This window comes from Marinobacter xiaoshiensis (genome assembly GCF_031631795.1).
Lineage (GTDB): Bacteria > Pseudomonadota > Gammaproteobacteria > Pseudomonadales > Oleiphilaceae > Marinobacter > Marinobacter xiaoshiensis.
Window position 1 is genome coordinate 372,412 of the sequence record NZ_JAVMBO010000018.1, and the last position, 15,050, is coordinate 387,461.

The following is a 15,050-nucleotide window of genomic DNA, read 5'->3' on the forward strand; positions in this document are numbered from 1 at the left end:
TCAGGCCTCGGCCTGTTTGGCAGCCTCTTTTACCAAAGCGGCCAGTTCGCCGTTTTCTGACATTTCCATAATGATGTCACAGCCGCCAACCAGCTCGCCGTTTACATACAGCTGGGGGTATGTAGGCCAGCTGGAGTAGACTTTCAGGCCTTCGCGCAGCTCCTGATTGTCAAGAATATTCACAAATGCAAAACGCTCGCCACACGCCATCAGGGCCTGCGATGTTTTAGCAGAAAAGCCACACTGCGGAGCCTGGGGAGACCCTTTCATGTAAAGAATGATCGGATTCTCTGCGAGCTGATTTTTAATGGTTTCGTTAATATCCATGAACATTCACCTCTGGTTGAAAACAGAACAGTCTGCCGCGCCGGTTTGCGCTATTGCTCCTGCCTTGACTGGCGCCTATTGTACACGTCGGGCAGGCTACTCAACAAACCGTGTGATTTGATACAGAGCAAGCCTGACACCCGCAGCGTTGTCATCAAACGCGTGAAGGGCTAGACTTGTTCCCCCGTTTTTTTCACCAGTATTTATACTCATCCAGGGCTTCATCTAGGTAAGGGCCACCCCATGGCAGTAAGGCATTTTCTGACACTGAATGACATGTCCACAACCGAACTGGAAAACCTGGTGGATCATGGCACCAGACTCCGGAACGAATGGCGCCAGGGCAAGGTCAGGGACTCACTCAAAAACCGTGTTTTGGCGATGATTTTTGAAAAATCTTCAACCCGCACACGGGTTTCGTTTGAGGCAGGCATGACCCAACTGGGTGGATCAGCGATGTTTCTATCGCCGCGAGATACTCAGCTCGGTCGCGGCGAGCCCATAGAAGACTCTGCGATTGTTATCTCCAGCATGGTTGACGCGGTGATGATCCGCACATTCGCCCATGAAACGGTTGAAAAGTTTGCCCGGGCATCGCGGGCGCCGGTCATCAACGCACTTACTGATGACTTCCACCCCTGCCAACTGCTGGCTGACATGCAAACCTATCGCGAGCATCGCGGTAGCATCCGGGGCGCTACTGTGGCCTGGATCGGGGATGGCAACAACATGTGCCACTCTTACATCAATGCCGCCACGCAGTTCGACTTTCACCTGAACGTGGCTACCCCCGAGGGTTACGAGCCGGACCCGGAACTGGTGAAGGCCCACAGTTCTCGCATCACGCTGATGCGTGAACCAGAGGAGGCTGCACGTAACGCGAACCTTCTGGTCACCGATGTGTGGGCATCCATGGGTCAGGAAGACGAGCAGAAAGCCCGTGAGAAGGCTTTCAGAAAATACCAGATCAACAAGGCACTAATGGATATAGCCGCGAAAGACGCGCTCCTAATGCACTGTCTGCCGGCTCATCGCGGCGAGGAAATTGCAGCCGATATGATTGAGCACCCGGGCTCCGTTATCTGGGACGAAGCCGAAAACCGGCTCCACGCTCAGAAAGCCCTGCTGGAATTCCTGATCCTGAACCGTCTGGACTAAGATTTATGAGCGCGCCGAAAACGACTGCTGACACCTGGTTGCTTGAAGTAGACAATCTGACCTGTGGTTATGGGGGAGATGCTGTTGTAAAAGATGTCAGCTTCGCGCTAAGCCATGGCGATATCGGCTGCCTGCTCGGGCCTAGCGGTTGCGGGAAAAGCACAATTTTACGAGCGCTGGCCGGTTTTCTTCCTCTAACCAGCGGCGAGATACGGTTACAATCCCAACCTATCAGCCTTCCTGGTCGCACGCTCGCGCCTGAGAAACGCCGTATTGGCATGGTTTTTCAGGATTACGCCCTGTTTCCCCACTTGAGCATTGCCGACAACGTAGGTTTCGGTTTGCGCGGGCTGGATAAAGCCGAGAAGCGGAACAGAGTAATGGAGCTACTGCACGTGGTTCACCTGCAGGACCTGGCAGACAACTATCCTCACGAGCTGTCAGGCGGCCAGCAACAGCGGGTGGCTCTGGCTCGGGCCCTCGCGCCTGAGCCAACACTGATTCTGCTCGATGAGCCTTTCTCCAACCTGGACACAGATCTACGCCGCAGGCTAAGCCTCGACGTTCGTGAGATTCTGAAAACCCTTGGGATCAGCGCCATTCTGGTAACTCACGACCAGCAAGAAGCCTTCGCCATGTGCGATCAGGTAGCTGTGCTGCAAAGCGGAAAAATCCAGCAGTGGGATGTCCCGTACAACCTCTACCACGAGCCAGTGAATCGCTTTGTAGCGAGCTTTGTGGGACAAGGCGGGTTCATACCGGGAAAAGCCGTGGGACCAGACATAATAGAGTCCGAGCTTGGCATCATTCACGGAAACCGGGCCTACAAATGGCCTTCCGGCACTTTGGTGGATGTGCTTATCCGACCCGATGACATAGTCTACGATGCAGAATCCAATCTGCGCCCGAAAGTTGTAGAGAAAACTTTCGCAGGCACCTCCACGCTTTATCGCTTCCGCTGCTCCGAAGATACTGAATTTGAGGCGCTGTTCCGCAGCCATCTGGATTTCCACCTGGGCGAAACTGTACCTGTGCGGGTAGAAGCCGACCACCTGATAGCATTTGAGCGTGGAATCTGACCTACTGGGCCGCAGAGGAAAGCACTGAACTCGTCAAAAAAAATGCAAAAAAAAGGGCCGGAAAACCGACCCTCAAATGACGAATGAAACAAGGAAAGTTCGTAAGAACCACAACCTCAAAAGTCATCCCTTACGCTTTAAATTATTGCTGCAGCCGGCTGAGCATTCAGTAGTACTTGTGTAGTCGCTTTGTAACATCTGGTGAGAGCCCCGGGGCGGGCTCTCGAACCTCTTCACTCGCTCTGCTCCAATGGCTTTCTTCGGGGCCAAACCAGGCTGAAGCGCGCGCCGCCCAGACTGTCACTCCGGCTCACGAAAGCCTGCCCGTTGTGCCAGTAGAGAATACGTCGCACGATAGAGAGGCCAAGCCCGTACCCACCAGAGGTGCGAGTGCGGCTGTCATCAAGCCGTGAGAAGGCTGTGAAGACCTTTTCCCACTCATCTTCTGGAATGCCCGGGCCGTCGTCTTCTACATCAACCCGACAATGCTCCTCATCAATATGGCAGCGAACGAGCACCTTCCCCGCCGCGTAGCGCCCTGCATTACCCACGAGATTCTGGACAGCCCGATGGATATAACGCGGCTCAACATCGGCCATCGCCAGGAGCTCTGTTTCTTCATCAATCTCGCCTTCGATACTGAGAGCCGGGCGTAAAATTCTCTGTTCGGCGACAACCTGCCTGACAATATCGGTTACCGAGGCCTCTTCAAGGGTAAAAACAGGCCCACCCTGTTCCAGGCGCGCGTAGGTGAGAATCTCATCAATTAACTCATCCAACTCCTGAATATCACCATCAATACCATCCAACTGCCTTTGCCGGGCCTCCTCGCTTTGGCAGTCTTCGATCATCTGCACACCAAAACGGATACGGGCAACGGGAGTTCTCAATTCGTGGGAGACTGCGTGGATCATTTCACGCTGAACATTCACAAGGCGCTGAATGTGTTCTGCCATACCGTTGAACGCTGCAGCTAAACGGGAGACAACGGTGCCTTCCCCAGTCTCTACACGGGCACCCATTTCACCCCGTGCAATGCGCACAGCCACAGATTCCACTTTACGCAGATTGCTATCCAGATTCCGGAGTACAAACAATAGTGCCAGAGCTAAGACGCTTCCGGAAATCACCACCATCAACAAAATGACAGGCCATGCCCACGGATTGAAAGGCTTGGCAAAACTAACCTGAATCAGCTCACCATCAGACAGCTGAACAAGCACCCGCCCCAGCCCATTGCTGTCATAAAATGCCGAGCCCTGGCTGGCTACCCGTTCAAGAACCTCTTCATCTGGTAGTGCAGCAGACCCCTGAATCCTCAGAACCCCAAGATTCAAGCCGTCTGCCAGCTGCCTGACGGCTGCCTCGCGCTCCTCCGGGCCAACCGCATCAAGATGAACCCGCAGAATTTGAGCAGACGCGACAGCAATATCACGATAGGGCTGGGAGGCTCTGAATTGCAGCGGTTCACCATGAAGCCCGTTCACCAGAAAGCGATAACCCAAACTGCTTTCGATCGCCACCACCTGTCCATAACCCAGGCGCTCGCGAACGATGGGATAGCCCGACAGCTCTTCAGCGCTGGCCACCCGAAAGTCGTACCGGGAAGCCAGCCAGTGGTACTGCTGCTCGGGAGCAGGCGAGGACGCCAGCCAGCGCATTAACGGATCAGAAAAGCGTTCATGCCAGAATTGTGAGCGCACAGAATTCATGCCGACAAACAAAACAATACAGAGCAGTATCACCAGCGCTGTGAGGCCGGCAAGGCGGGAATATAGTTTCAGGAAAAACTTCAGGGGCATGTCAACAAACCCTGGCAGGGAAACGCCGGCCGGAATACCCGTGCCGACGCCAAAGACTGAATCGTCAGACTTCCTTCACAAACAGGTAGCCTTTGCTTCGAACGGTCTTGATTCTGCGGGGGTGAACAGGGTCATCGCCGATTTTCGGGCGAATCCGGGAGACCCGAACGTCAATTGACCTGTCCTGACCGTCGTATTCTATGCCCCGCAACGCAGTGAAGATTTCTTCCCGGCTCAACACGCGGCCGGCGTTGCTCGCCAGTAGCCACAACAGATCGAACTCAGCGCTGGTCAGGTCAATACTTTCGTCGCTAAGCCAGGCTTCACGCATGGAGCGATCTACAACCAGGTTGTTGAACTGCAGGCGCGTTGGCTCTTCAGCGCTTGCCTCATCTGCGGTGTTTTGCGCACTTTCCGTAACACGGCGCAGCAAGGCTCGGATTCTTGCAAGAAGCACACGAGGTTTGACGGGTTTGCTGATGTAGTCATCTGCTCCCATCTCAAGCCCCAGCACCTGATCAAGGTCGTCAGTCCGTGCGGTAAGCATGATGATAGGGCCGGAATAAAATGGCCGTACACGGCGACAGATGGACAGCCCATCTTCCCCGGGCAACATCAGATCCAACACAACAAGATCCGGCTGCTCATTTCTGATTCGCTCTACGGCAGGGCTACCATGAGTTTCGAGGGACACGGACAAACCGTTACTCTCAAGGTATTCACGGGTTAGCTCAGCCAGTCGCTCATCATCTTCGACAATAAGAATTCGCCAACTTTCGTTCGTCTGTTCCACAGGCGTCCATCTCTTATTTTATTTTCCGGGTCCATTATTTCGTCTGCATCTGACGATACAGACAACCTGATGTAACAGCAATTATACATGCTATTCAGAAATATACATGGAACGATCATGCGGTTACACCTGGTTACACCCATTGAGCTCTACCAAATTCGGCATGCAACCACTTAATTCACTCAAACAGCGGCCGGCCCTGAGCGATTTCATCATCAGTCGCTTCGCGGCGCCCAATGATTTCCAGATCAAAATACAGGGTGAAACCCGCAAGCGGATGATTTGCATCAATCCGCACAAGATTACCGTCAAACCCCATAACCTGAACAATCTGGGCATTTTCACCGGTATTGGTTTGAAACTTCATGCCAACCTGCAGCTTTTCTACCCCCTCAAACATTGACCGGGGCACCTTCCGAACCAGGTCATCACGGTGTTCGCCGTATGCCATTGAAGGGGGAACCGTAACCTCCAGACAGTCGCCGACATTGCGCTCTTTTACCGCTTTCTGGATACCCTCAATGACATCCGGGCTGCCATATAGAAAGTGTAAGGGCTCACCACCCTCCGAGGTGTCAACCAGCTCGCCAATCTTGTTCTTGAGCACATAGTGAACCGTGAAAACATCAGGTTTTTCTTGAGGAGATTCCATCAGGCTTTCGACTTTCCTGTATCCGTTGGGTTTTCTGTGAGCTGCAAGCCGTGGATCACCAGGCGCTGATCCAGTTTTTCACGCAGGCCCGAAGGCTGGTGCAGGCCCATGCGTTGCAGTAATTCTGCATAACGCCCCTCTTCATCTTTGGCCCGAACAGCTTGCATGAGGGTTGCCAGTTTACCACGACGGGTCGAAGTTTCGGCCTTGAGTTTTTTGAGGGCTTTACCAAGCACCAACTCCTGATCAGTAAAGTCCCGGCCAAAGGGAAACGGAGGGAACCAATCTTTACCGCCAGCCTCAGCAAATGTTCTGGCAATGGCATCTGGCGTGTTGTTCAACCAACTGGCCGGCAAACGGAACTTCGCATCCACCTTGCCTGCTTTTTGCGCCTGCTCCAGAAGGCCCTGCTGAAAACGGGAATCTGCAATGCGGATCAGGCGCAGATAAACCTGCTCATCCGGCTGGCCACGCAGATCTGCCATACCATACTCCGTAATCACCACATCCCGCAGATGACGGGGAATCGTACAATGACCATAACTGAACACAATATTGGACACCGCCCTGCCCCTGGCGTTTCGGCTGCTGCGCAAGGCAATAATCGACCGGGCACCAGGCAGCTCGTGCGCCATAGAGACAAAATTGTACTGGCCACCCACACCGCTGATCACCCGACCATCCTCAAGCCCGTCGGAAACCGCTGCACCGCCCAGGGTATACATCATTGCCGTGTTGATAAACCGACTGTGGATGCGCTGAGCTGCCTTGAGACGCTGATTACCGAAACGGTGATCATAAAGATGATTGATATAGCTGACACTGGTCATGCATATGCGATCGCGATCCTCATCGGAGAGCTCTCGCAGTGACTGGTAGAACTGCTGGGGGCCCACATAGAACCCTCCGTGCATGGCAACTCCGCCAGTAAGCCTTTCACCAAGCGCCAGAGACGCCATTGCCTCTCTCGCCTCGGGATCATCCAGATCGGCGTTGAGTGAATGGTCTCCTATCCGCAACCGGCCACCTTTAAATTCAACCGCGTCACGGAGAATGCCGTAACGCTTCAGCCAGGTTACATCCCGGGCCCGCATGGGTGAATCAATCAGCCCTTCCCGCCTCAGTACGTCGAGGGTATCGAGGGAAACCCGCTCTTCAATGTTGCCGTTGTTGATCAGTATTTGCAGGTCTGCATGATCATATACTTCACGCCGCAAAACCCCTGCTTCCATAAGGTACAGAAAGCCATCGACCATCATCTCGCTGCAACCATAGAGCCCTTTATCAAAGGGGCCGGTTCCACCTTCCTTTTCCGCCAGCGGAAACCGCTCCGCAACATTAAAATTGTCGTAAACAGCCCGCCAGGCGGCGTTATTCTTGTGACGCAATATGGTGCTGTGCACAAGCGCCGCCCCGAGAGAACCAATACCCACCTGCAGCGTGCCGCCATCTTTAAGCAGTGTGCTGGCGTAAAAGCCGATCATGTGGTCTGCGGGACTAATGGCCATCTGAGGCGCAGAGAACAGCGGGTACTCGGAAGCCTGATGCTCAAACACCATGTCAAACTCATCTTCCGCAATAGCCGCGTCGCGACCAAACCAAGGCATCTGACGATTAATTTCACCCACAATAGCCACCGGGGTTCCAGCCGTTTCCCGTTCCCTCAGCAGAGGCAGTAGGTCGAGGCTCAGGTCAGGGTTGCAACTCAGGCTTACCATGCCCGGCGCCCCATGCAGCTCGCCTGGGGCCACCATTTGCGCCACCACATTAACCCCGAGGTCCATAAGGTCACGAACGGCATGGGTATAGTTGGTCGACACGTAATGGCGCTGCTGACTGCGATTATTTAGGTAACTTCCCGCTTTGAAGAAAAACTCCGACACCTGAACATTGGGGGGCAGATTGTTCTTGTTAACATCCTGCGCATACTGAAGAACCGGAATGCCGCCATAGAGGCGCTCTGCAAACGGTCCCATAAAGCGCTTTTCCAGCGACGAGCTGCCGGAAGGTGCCAGCAACGAAAGGGCAGTAAAAATATGCAGATTTATTTCAGGATCGTCTTTCGCTCTCTGATAGAGCGCATTTACGAAGCGGACAGGCTTTCCAAGACCCAGCGGTAACCCCAAGGTAATGTTCTTGCCCACCCGGCGGATTACGTCATCCACGCAACGCTCCGTGTTATTTGAGCGCTGTTTGCTGCTTACCGCCATATAGAGATCCTCATTGATCATTCAACATATAACTACTATCTGGGAATCATCACATGAGACATGCAGGCAGACAATGCACCAGATCATTAATCTGGCGTTAAACCAATGTATTGCGAGAAAAAGATATTACAAAGAAGGGTCGGATCAGGGGTGCGTGCAAGAGATATTAAGCAAAGGAGGTGATCAGGAATTGCAGACTACAGATTCAGAAATTCCATTTCAGATTCAGGCAGGCACCTTCATTAAGCAGCGCGATACCATGGTCAGCCTGAGCCGGCTGGGAGGCGTAGTGCTTGCCGTTATCGTTCGTGCGCACCAAAGAAAGGCTTAACAAACGAGAGCCTATTTCGGCAACAGCAACCGCATCGGCATCGTCTTCATCAAAATCGCGGGACATCCGCTGGGGCAACTCGTAGACATATTCTACTGTCATGCTTTCGCTAGTCGCCTCAAACGCGCGCTCCGACGCCTCAGCACGAACCACAAACGCGGCGACGTTGAGAACAAGCAATGTGACAAATATGCGGATAATCATGATACTTACAGCGACCTTTTAAACGGATTAGAAGTTTACTCACCCCATTGACTAAAGTCTAACCCCTCAGCGGCAAAAAGATGTGAAATCGCGCGCAGTCACGCCTCTTTTTTGTCACGCTTCTGCACACATTTTGTCAATATATGATCACCTATATTTCAGAATGTAACGACTTCCACGCTCAAAGCTGCCAATTCCTTTTGGCGTCAGAAACTTAGGGGAAACTGGAAGTCTTTGACTCTTGCTAAGGGCAAGGGTAGGTAAATTCATGATGAATCGTTTCGAGAGCTTCCAACGTATCCTGGCTCAGGTTCACATTGCATGAGCCGAGGTTTTCCCGGAGCTGCTCCATGCTGGTCGCACCGATGATGTTACTGGTCACAAAACTGCGACTGTTTACATAGGCCAGTGCCATCTGGGCCGGAGACAAACCTATATGTCTCGCGAGTTCTGCATAGGCTCGAGTCGCATCTACCCCTCTTTCACTGGTATAGCGGCTGAACCGCTCATACAGGGTGAGTCGAGCCTTTTCCGGCCACTTACCACCCATATACTTACCAGACAGCATGCCGAAGGCCAGCGGCGAATAGGCCAGCAAGCCCGTTTGTTCCCGATGGGCTATTTCGGCCAGTCCCACCTCAAAAGAGCGGTTCAGCAGATTGTAAGGGTTCTGGATACTGGCAATTCGCGGCAAACCTTTCTCTCCAGCCAGGCGGAGATATTCCATGGCACCCCATGGTGTTTCGTTGGAAATTCCGATGTGTCGGACCTTTCCCGCCTTGACTAACTCGTTGAGCGCTTCGAGGGTCTCTTCAATTGGCGTGGACTTTTCCTTCGGGTCAGGCTGATAGCCGAGTTTGCCGAAAAAATTGGTGCTGCGATCCGGCCAGTGCACCTGGTACAGATCAATATAGTCTGTCTGCAGGCGCTTCAAGCTTGCCTCACAGGCCTCAACAATGTGATCTCGGGTAAGGCGGGGGCCATTTCGCAGGTAACTGAGCCCATTACCGGGCCCGGCCACTTTAGAGGCGATCACCAGATCGTCCCGGCGACCACGCTGCGCCAGCCAGTTGCCCAGATAAGTCTCCGTCAGGCCCTGGGTCTCTGCCCGAGGCGGCACCGGGTACATCTCTGCGGCATCAATAAAATTCACACCTTCAGAGGTGGCATAGTCCAGCTGCTCAAAAGCTTCCTGCTCCGTGTTCTGCTCACCCCAGGTCATGGTGCCAAGGCATATAAGGCTGACATCAATGTCCGTACGGCCTAGCTTTCGGGTTTGCATTGCGTCTCCGATTCAGGTTGTTGGGTGCGTCAAAAGAATGTCACAAGAGTGTCGCGGGCTTGTCGCCTGCAATCTCCATGGTTGAGACATAGTAATAAAAACCAGGGGGAACGTCATGATGAAAACCGCTCAGGCACGCCGGGGTGCACGCAAACTTAAAGGCTCGCCCCCTGTGTCAGAAAGCAGCAAGGCATTCCGCTTATTTGAACTCGCAGGTCAGCGTGAATACGCCCTCTGCCAGCACATAAACAAAATTGCTGAGTTTTGGCCAGAAATGCGCTATTGCCAACTGGGAAGCCGGCTAGGTGATGGGTGGTTTTGGTACGCACTGATCTTGGCTACCCCCTTACTGGAGCGTGTTACTGGCCCGGGCCTGGCACTACTGCCCAGGCTAAACTCAATCAAACAATCTCAGCTGGGTGACCGGTGCATCATCATTGCGAAATCGCACTCCAAGCCCCAGCAGGCGAACCGGCCGCTCGCGATTTGAAACCAGCTCTGTAAGTAGTGGCAGGTAGTCCTCAAACTCTGGCTCTTTAATATTCTCCCGCACGCGCTCCAGGGTGTGGGTAGAAAAATCGCTATAGCGTATTTTTATAAACAGCTTATGTATCGGCTTGTCCCGGCCCTTACGGGCAAGGCGGAGATTAAGGTCAGCAGTCAGTGACGCCAGCACAGTTTCACAAGCCGTCACATCTGGCAAATCCTGAGAAAACGTACGTTCCACGCTCACAGATTTGGCAATTCTGGAAACCACCACTGGCCGCTCATCCCGGCCATGGGCCATTTCATGCAAACGATAGCCCTGCTTACCAAAACGCTCGATCAATACATCAACGCCCAACGCCTGCAAATCGCCACATGTTTTAACGCCCAGCGCATGCAGTTTAGCCGCCGTTACCTGCCCCACGCCAAACAGTTTCTCAACCTTAAGTTCGCGGACAAACCCGTCTACCTCATCAGGCTTCACCACAAACAACCCATCAGGCTTTTGCCAATCACTGGCAATTTTGGCAAGAAATTTATTGGGAGCGACCCCGGCAGAAATAGTAATGCCCACTTCCTTTTCCACCCGTTCCCGCAGATAGCGGGCCATCAGTGTGGCGCTGCCCTTGTGATCGGTAACATCAGACACATCCAGAAAAGCCTCATCCAGAGATAAAGGCTCAACCATATCGGTCAGCTCCCGCAGAATACCCATCACCTTCTGTGACGCCGCTCGATAACGGGCCATATCAGGAGGCACAGTAACCAGCCCCGGGCATAGCCGGCGGGCTTCACCACCCGGCATGGCCGAGCGCACACCGAAAGCCCGGGCTTTATAATTACAGGTAGTTACTACACCACGACCGCCTTCGCCGCCTACCGCCAGCGGCACTTCACGCAGTGTTGGGTCATCACGCATTTCAACTGCAGCATAAAAGCAGTCACAATCCACGTGGATGATCTTGCGTTGAGGCATAATCATTGGGCTCGCGTCAATTTTCTGTACATTTATACAGTCTTGTATCTTAAAGTAAGATGCTGAGAATGTCAGGAACCCCAAGCCAACCATCAAATCGCATATTGAGGCACCATGTCGAACTCTATTCCAGACTCCAAGCGTACTGAAATTGAAGCTGCAGCTTTTCGCCGCCTGGTTAAACACCTGGGAGACAATCCCGAGGTTCAGAACATTGATCTCATGAATCTGGCCGGGTTCTGCCGCAACTGTCTTTCCAAATGGTATCGGGCAGAAGCCAGTGAACGCGGTTTTGAGATATCAGACCCGGCTGCCAGGGAAGAGATTTACGGCATGCCGTACGAAGAGTGGAAAGCCCTGCATCAAACAGGTCCCAAACAGGATCACAAGTAATGAATGTAAATGAGGCTGTACGCATTCATCTGGCTTCAATAGGTGGCGGGCATGCCGATTTTGATGACACCCTGGCCCTGATAGAGCGGCACTTCGACTACAGCCCGGCAGGCTTTCATAACGGCCCTTTATTTAACGCCGCAGGTGACAACTCAGGTTCATGCAGAGTATTTGGCCTGGGCCTATACTGCACCCTCAATGAAGCAGACACGCTAAAACTGTTTGCTCAACATTATCAGCAGGTGCTAGACGACCCCGCTGGAGAAAGCCACAGCAACATTCGCCAATTCATGGGCACCGGCTGGTCTGGCATTCGCTTTGAAGATGCACCCCTGCGCCTGCGCCGCCCTGCCGAGCCATCCATCAAGGAAGACACCCGTTCATGAGCAACACCACCACATCAGGGGTACAGCAGGTATTCCAGCTGAAAAGCGCCAGCGTTTCCATGACTGCACTGGAGCTGTATTACTTCGACAACGACGAATTTGAAGAGATGCTGAGGAACAAAATCAGCCAGGCTCCCGGGTTCTTTCGGGATATCCCTCTTATCATCAGTCTGGAGAAATACGAAGGCCTCGACAGCGAGCTGGATTTCTTCAAGATAATTGGTGCCTGCCGCCGCAACAGCATTCATGTTATCGGCGTTCGTGGCGGGAATGACGATCAACGCCGCTTGGCGCGCGGAGCCTCTCTGGCCCTGATGCCCGGAGGCGGGCAAAGAGACAGGGATCACCAAGCCACAGCCCAAGCGGCTGATTCTCCTGCAGCGCCCGCGCCGCAGACAATAAAAGAAGCCGCTCCCACAAAAATCATCAACCAGCCAGTGCGTTCCGGCCAACAGGTTCACGCTCCCGATGGCGATCTGGTTATTCTGGCGCCGGTTCAGGCCGGCGCAGAAGTGCTGGCTGCGGGTAGCATTCATGTCTACGGCCCACTGCGCGGCCGGGCGCTCGCAGGCATTCATGGCTCGGAGTCCGCAAGAATTTTCTGCCAATCCCTTGAGGCAGAGCTTGTGTCCATCGCCGGACACTATAAAATCTCCGAAGATCTTCAGGACAACGGCTGGAAAAACGCTGTGCAAATTCAGCTCAGGGACGACTTGCTGGTGGTAGCACCACTGGACAAGGCCTGATACTGGAATCGAACAGAATAATTTGACCGGGCTATACAACCGGCTGACACGACGAATCCACGAGATACAGGAAACAAACCTTGGCTAGAATTATTGTCGTAACTTCAGGAAAGGGCGGCGTTGGTAAAACCACCACCAGCGCCTCCATAAGCACCGGTCTTGCCAAACGCGGCCACAAAACCGTGGTGGTGGATTTTGATGTGGGCCTGCGCAACCTCGATCTGATCATGAACTGCGAACGCCGCGTGGTGTATGACTTTGTAAACGTTATACAAGGCGATGCAACGCTCAATCAGGCGCTAATCCGTGACAAACGGGTTGATACCCTCTACATACTCCCGACCTCACAAACCCGGGAAAAAGAAGCGCTCACCAAAGAGGGTGTTGAAAAGGTCATTAACGAACTTGCCGAAACCTTCGACTACATTATCTGCGACTCCCCGGCCGGCATTGAGCACGGGGCTCAGATGGCGCTGTACTATGCGGATGAGGCCATTGTTGTTACCAACCCGGAAGTATCATCAGTTCGGGACTCCGACCGCATTCTTGGCATTCTGCAAAGCAAATCCCGCCGTGCGGAAATGGGTGAAGAGCCGGTTAAGGAGCACCTGCTCCTGACTCGTTACAACCCGGAGCGGGTCGAACGGGGCGAAATGCTATCCGTGGCAGATGTTGAGGAAATTCTCGCCATCCCTTTGCTGGGTGTTATCCCGGAAAGCCAGGTTGTTCTCAACTCCTCCAACCAGGGGTTGCCGGTTATCCTCGAAACTGAGAGCGATGCTGGCCAAGCATATGATGACGCCGTTGCACGCCTTCTGGGTGAGGAGCGCGAACACCGCTTCATGACCAGCCAGAAAAAAGGTTTCTTTTCACGGATGTTCAAGGGGGGCTAACGGATGAGTTTCCTCGACTATTTCAGAGGCAAGAAATCAAGCTCCGCCAATGTGGCAAAAGAGCGTTTGCAGATTATTGTGGCTCACGAGCGTGGGCAGCGCGATCAGCCCGACTACCTGCCGCAAATGCAGCAGGAAATACTGGCGGTTATTCGCAAATATGTCCAGATCAGCGATGACATGGTTCAGGTAGAAGTAGACCGGCATGGTAGCTGCTCCGTTCTGGAGCTGAATGTCACCCTGCCTGAACGCTGAGCCCCTCAGCGCCCGGTGATACAAACGAGCGTTGGCCCGCGCCCTGCAGGCCAACGCTCGCTGCCCTTACCACCGAGCAAAATGGTCCTCCATGAACCCTTGCAAACCCTGAACCTCAACCCTGCTGCCACCCTCATCAATAAGGCTTCCATTGAAGGTGCCTACATACTGCCGGAAGTTGGAGGCCAGTAGCCGTGCATTCAGCTTTTCCTTTCGAGCCGTGGCCGGCACAAAATGCAGATCTACCCGGCCATCTACCGTGTTTACATGCCAATCATTCCCGGGACTGTAGCGATCGAAGCTAAACCGGGCTGCCCCAAGAGTCTGGCACTGCCCATCCAGCCACAGAGCGTTCTCTGTCATACCGGTTTCATTAACGCCCGATGCCAGGTTAAGCCCGATTGAGCGACCATCGGGCAGTTGTCCAGACAGGCTCGCCCAATTCCAGGCCGTTTCACGGCGCATAAAGCCGCAACTCCAGTCAACAGCACCACGAGTGCTGTCATCACACCGCCAGATTTGATGCCCCCAGCGAATCTCGCCGTCAACCGGCAAACCCGCCGATTTCCGGGTGAACACCCAACCATTGTAGCCAGCAGGGCACACTAGCCGCAGAGGATCATTATCCTCTTTCAGCGTCAACTCCACGCGAATGCCACCAGGAGCCGACACGGAGATTGCCCTTCCGCCGGCGAAAGGCAGAATGCGCATGGAAACCTTCCCTTTTCTGAACGAGGCTTGGCCATGCTCCGGGTAAGGTTCAATTCGAGTTCCCACTGCCAGAGGGTTCATAAAGCTGTGCTCAAGCATCTGCCCGGATGCAAAATCATAGAGATAGAAAAAGCCGCTTCCCATCAGCTTCAAATCCACCAGAGCCATACCAAACACCCACCCGGGACCGGTGACACTCACAAACTGGAACTGGTTAAACCGCCAGCGCCGGGCGAACCCGGAGCGAGGTTTATCCATTACCGTGCGCAGGTCGTAATCCAGATAGTTTATTTCTTCGACTGGCTGGCTCAGTATGCCGGGTGCAAAGCGCCCCTTGGCATCAATCAGTTTCTTTGTCGTCATAAT

At 53.6% G+C, this 15,050-nt stretch carries 16 protein-coding genes; 7 read left to right on the forward strand and 9 right to left on the reverse strand.

Annotated elements, in window-relative coordinates; all coding sequences use genetic code 11:
* Nucleotides 1-327, reverse strand: a complete 327-nt coding sequence (gene grxD / locus RKA07_RS17115; RefSeq protein ID WP_200201929.1) for a Grx4 family monothiol glutaredoxin — start codon at nt 325-327, stop codon at nt 1-3.
* 243 nt (nt 328-570) lie between these two features.
* Here grxD and argF point away from each other — a divergent pair, with 243 nt between their 5' ends.
* Nucleotides 571-1,485 (forward strand): ornithine carbamoyltransferase, encoded by a 915-nt coding sequence (argF, locus tag RKA07_RS17120; protein WP_200201930.1) that lies wholly within the window; start codon nt 571-573, stop codon nt 1,483-1,485.
* Nucleotides 1,486-1,490: 5 nt separating this feature from the next.
* A complete protein-coding gene (locus RKA07_RS17125) occupies nt 1,491-2,564 on the forward strand; it encodes an ABC transporter ATP-binding protein (RefSeq protein WP_200201931.1) in 1,074 nt (357 codons plus the stop codon).
* Nucleotides 2,565-2,797: 233 nt separating this feature from the next.
* Here the strand turns inward: RKA07_RS17125 and RKA07_RS17130 are convergent, their stop codons facing one another.
* From RKA07_RS17130 to dinB, 7 genes are all read right to left on the reverse strand, one after another.
* Complete coding sequence (locus RKA07_RS17130) at nt 2,798-4,366, reverse strand: ATP-binding protein (RefSeq protein WP_200201932.1); 1,569 nt, start codon at nt 4,364-4,366, stop codon at nt 2,798-2,800.
* 64 nt (nt 4,367-4,430) lie between these two features.
* Nucleotides 4,431-5,159 carry a response regulator gene (locus RKA07_RS17135; protein ID WP_200201933.1) on the reverse strand — a complete coding sequence of 243 codons (729 nt, stop codon included), beginning with the start codon at nt 5,157-5,159 and terminating at the stop codon, nt 4,431-4,433.
* A gap of 178 nt (nt 5,160-5,337) precedes the next feature.
* Complete coding sequence (locus tag RKA07_RS17140) at nt 5,338-5,811, reverse strand: FKBP-type peptidyl-prolyl cis-trans isomerase (RefSeq protein ID WP_200201934.1); 474 nt, start codon at nt 5,809-5,811, stop codon at nt 5,338-5,340.
* A complete protein-coding gene (locus RKA07_RS17145) occupies nt 5,811-8,021 on the reverse strand; it encodes an acetyl-CoA hydrolase/transferase C-terminal domain-containing protein (RefSeq protein ID WP_200201935.1) in 2,211 nt (736 codons plus the stop codon). Before RKA07_RS17145 ends, RKA07_RS17140 begins: the two co-directional genes overlap by 1 nt.
* A gap of 205 nt (nt 8,022-8,226) precedes the next feature.
* Complete coding sequence (locus RKA07_RS17150) at nt 8,227-8,556, reverse strand: hypothetical protein (protein WP_200201936.1); 330 nt, start codon at nt 8,554-8,556, stop codon at nt 8,227-8,229.
* A 244-nt stretch (nt 8,557-8,800) separates the two neighbouring features.
* Nucleotides 8,801-9,838, reverse strand: coding sequence for an NADP(H)-dependent aldo-keto reductase (locus RKA07_RS17155; RefSeq protein ID WP_200201937.1), 1,038 nt, complete (start codon nt 9,836-9,838; stop codon nt 8,801-8,803).
* A gap of 397 nt (nt 9,839-10,235) precedes the next feature.
* A complete protein-coding gene (gene dinB / locus RKA07_RS17160; RefSeq protein ID WP_200201938.1) occupies nt 10,236-11,300 on the reverse strand; it encodes a DNA polymerase IV in 1,065 nt (354 codons plus the stop codon).
* A gap of 114 nt (nt 11,301-11,414) precedes the next feature.
* Here dinB and RKA07_RS17165 point away from each other — a divergent pair, with 114 nt between their 5' ends.
* The 5 genes from RKA07_RS17165 to minE all read left to right on the forward strand — a co-directional run bounded on the left by RKA07_RS17165 (nt 11,415) and on the right by minE (nt 13,973).
* Entirely contained in the window at nt 11,415-11,693 is a 279-nt protein-coding gene (locus RKA07_RS17165) for a DUF1244 domain-containing protein (protein WP_200201939.1), read from the forward strand.
* Nucleotides 11,693-12,079 carry a HopJ type III effector protein gene (locus RKA07_RS17170; RefSeq protein ID WP_200201940.1) on the forward strand — a complete coding sequence of 129 codons (387 nt, stop codon included), beginning with the start codon at nt 11,693-11,695 and terminating at the stop codon, nt 12,077-12,079. Before RKA07_RS17165 ends, RKA07_RS17170 begins: the two co-directional genes overlap by 1 nt.
* Entirely contained in the window at nt 12,076-12,825 is a 750-nt protein-coding gene (minC, locus tag RKA07_RS17175) for a septum site-determining protein MinC (RefSeq protein WP_200201941.1), read from the forward strand. Before RKA07_RS17170 ends, minC begins: the two co-directional genes overlap by 4 nt.
* A gap of 80 nt (nt 12,826-12,905) precedes the next feature.
* A complete protein-coding gene (gene minD, locus RKA07_RS17180) occupies nt 12,906-13,718 on the forward strand; it encodes a septum site-determining protein MinD (RefSeq protein WP_200201942.1) in 813 nt (270 codons plus the stop codon).
* Between the two features lie 3 nt (nt 13,719-13,721).
* Nucleotides 13,722-13,973: a cell division topological specificity factor MinE gene (minE, locus tag RKA07_RS17185; protein WP_200201943.1), complete on the forward strand. Its 252-nt coding sequence runs from the start codon at nt 13,722-13,724 to the stop codon at nt 13,971-13,973.
* A gap of 66 nt (nt 13,974-14,039) precedes the next feature.
* Here the strand turns inward: minE and RKA07_RS17190 are convergent, their stop codons facing one another.
* Complete coding sequence (locus tag RKA07_RS17190) at nt 14,040-15,047, reverse strand: DUF2804 domain-containing protein (protein ID WP_310966911.1); 1,008 nt, start codon at nt 15,045-15,047, stop codon at nt 14,040-14,042.
* Nucleotides 15,048-15,050: the final 3 nt, after the last annotated feature.

Bases quoted from the DNA above. Each gene is read 5' to 3' on its own strand.
- grxD (WP_200201929.1), bottom strand. From the start codon at position 327: ATGGATATTAACGAAACCATTAAAAATCAGCTCGCAGAGAATCCGATC.
- argF (WP_200201930.1), top strand. From the start codon at position 571: ATGGCAGTAAGGCATTTTCTGACACTGAATGACATGTCCACAACCGAA.
- RKA07_RS17125 (WP_200201931.1), top strand. From the start codon at position 1,491: ATGAGCGCGCCGAAAACGACTGCTGACACCTGGTTGCTTGAAGTAGAC.
- RKA07_RS17130 (WP_200201932.1), bottom strand. From the start codon at position 4,366: ATGCCCCTGAAGTTTTTCCTGAAACTATATTCCCGCCTTGCCGGCCTC.
- RKA07_RS17140 (WP_200201934.1), bottom strand. From the start codon at position 5,811: ATGGAATCTCCTCAAGAAAAACCTGATGTTTTCACGGTTCACTATGTG.
- RKA07_RS17145 (WP_200201935.1), bottom strand. From the start codon at position 8,021: ATGGCGGTAAGCAGCAAACAGCGCTCAAATAACACGGAGCGTTGCGTG.
- RKA07_RS17150 (WP_200201936.1), bottom strand. From the start codon at position 8,556: ATGATTATCCGCATATTTGTCACATTGCTTGTTCTCAACGTCGCCGCG.
- RKA07_RS17155 (WP_200201937.1), bottom strand. From the start codon at position 9,838: ATGCAAACCCGAAAGCTAGGCCGTACGGACATTGATGTCAGCCTTATA.
- dinB (WP_200201938.1), bottom strand. From the start codon at position 11,300: ATGCCTCAACGCAAGATCATCCACGTGGATTGTGACTGCTTTTATGCT.
- RKA07_RS17165 (WP_200201939.1), top strand. From the start codon at position 11,415: ATGTCGAACTCTATTCCAGACTCCAAGCGTACTGAAATTGAAGCTGCA.
- RKA07_RS17170 (WP_200201940.1), top strand. From the start codon at position 11,693: ATGAATGTAAATGAGGCTGTACGCATTCATCTGGCTTCAATAGGTGGC.
- minC (WP_200201941.1), top strand. From the start codon at position 12,076: ATGAGCAACACCACCACATCAGGGGTACAGCAGGTATTCCAGCTGAAA.
- minE (WP_200201943.1), top strand. From the start codon at position 13,722: ATGAGTTTCCTCGACTATTTCAGAGGCAAGAAATCAAGCTCCGCCAAT.
- RKA07_RS17190 (WP_310966911.1), bottom strand. From the start codon at position 15,047: ATGACGACAAAGAAACTGATTGATGCCAAGGGGCGCTTTGCACCCGGC.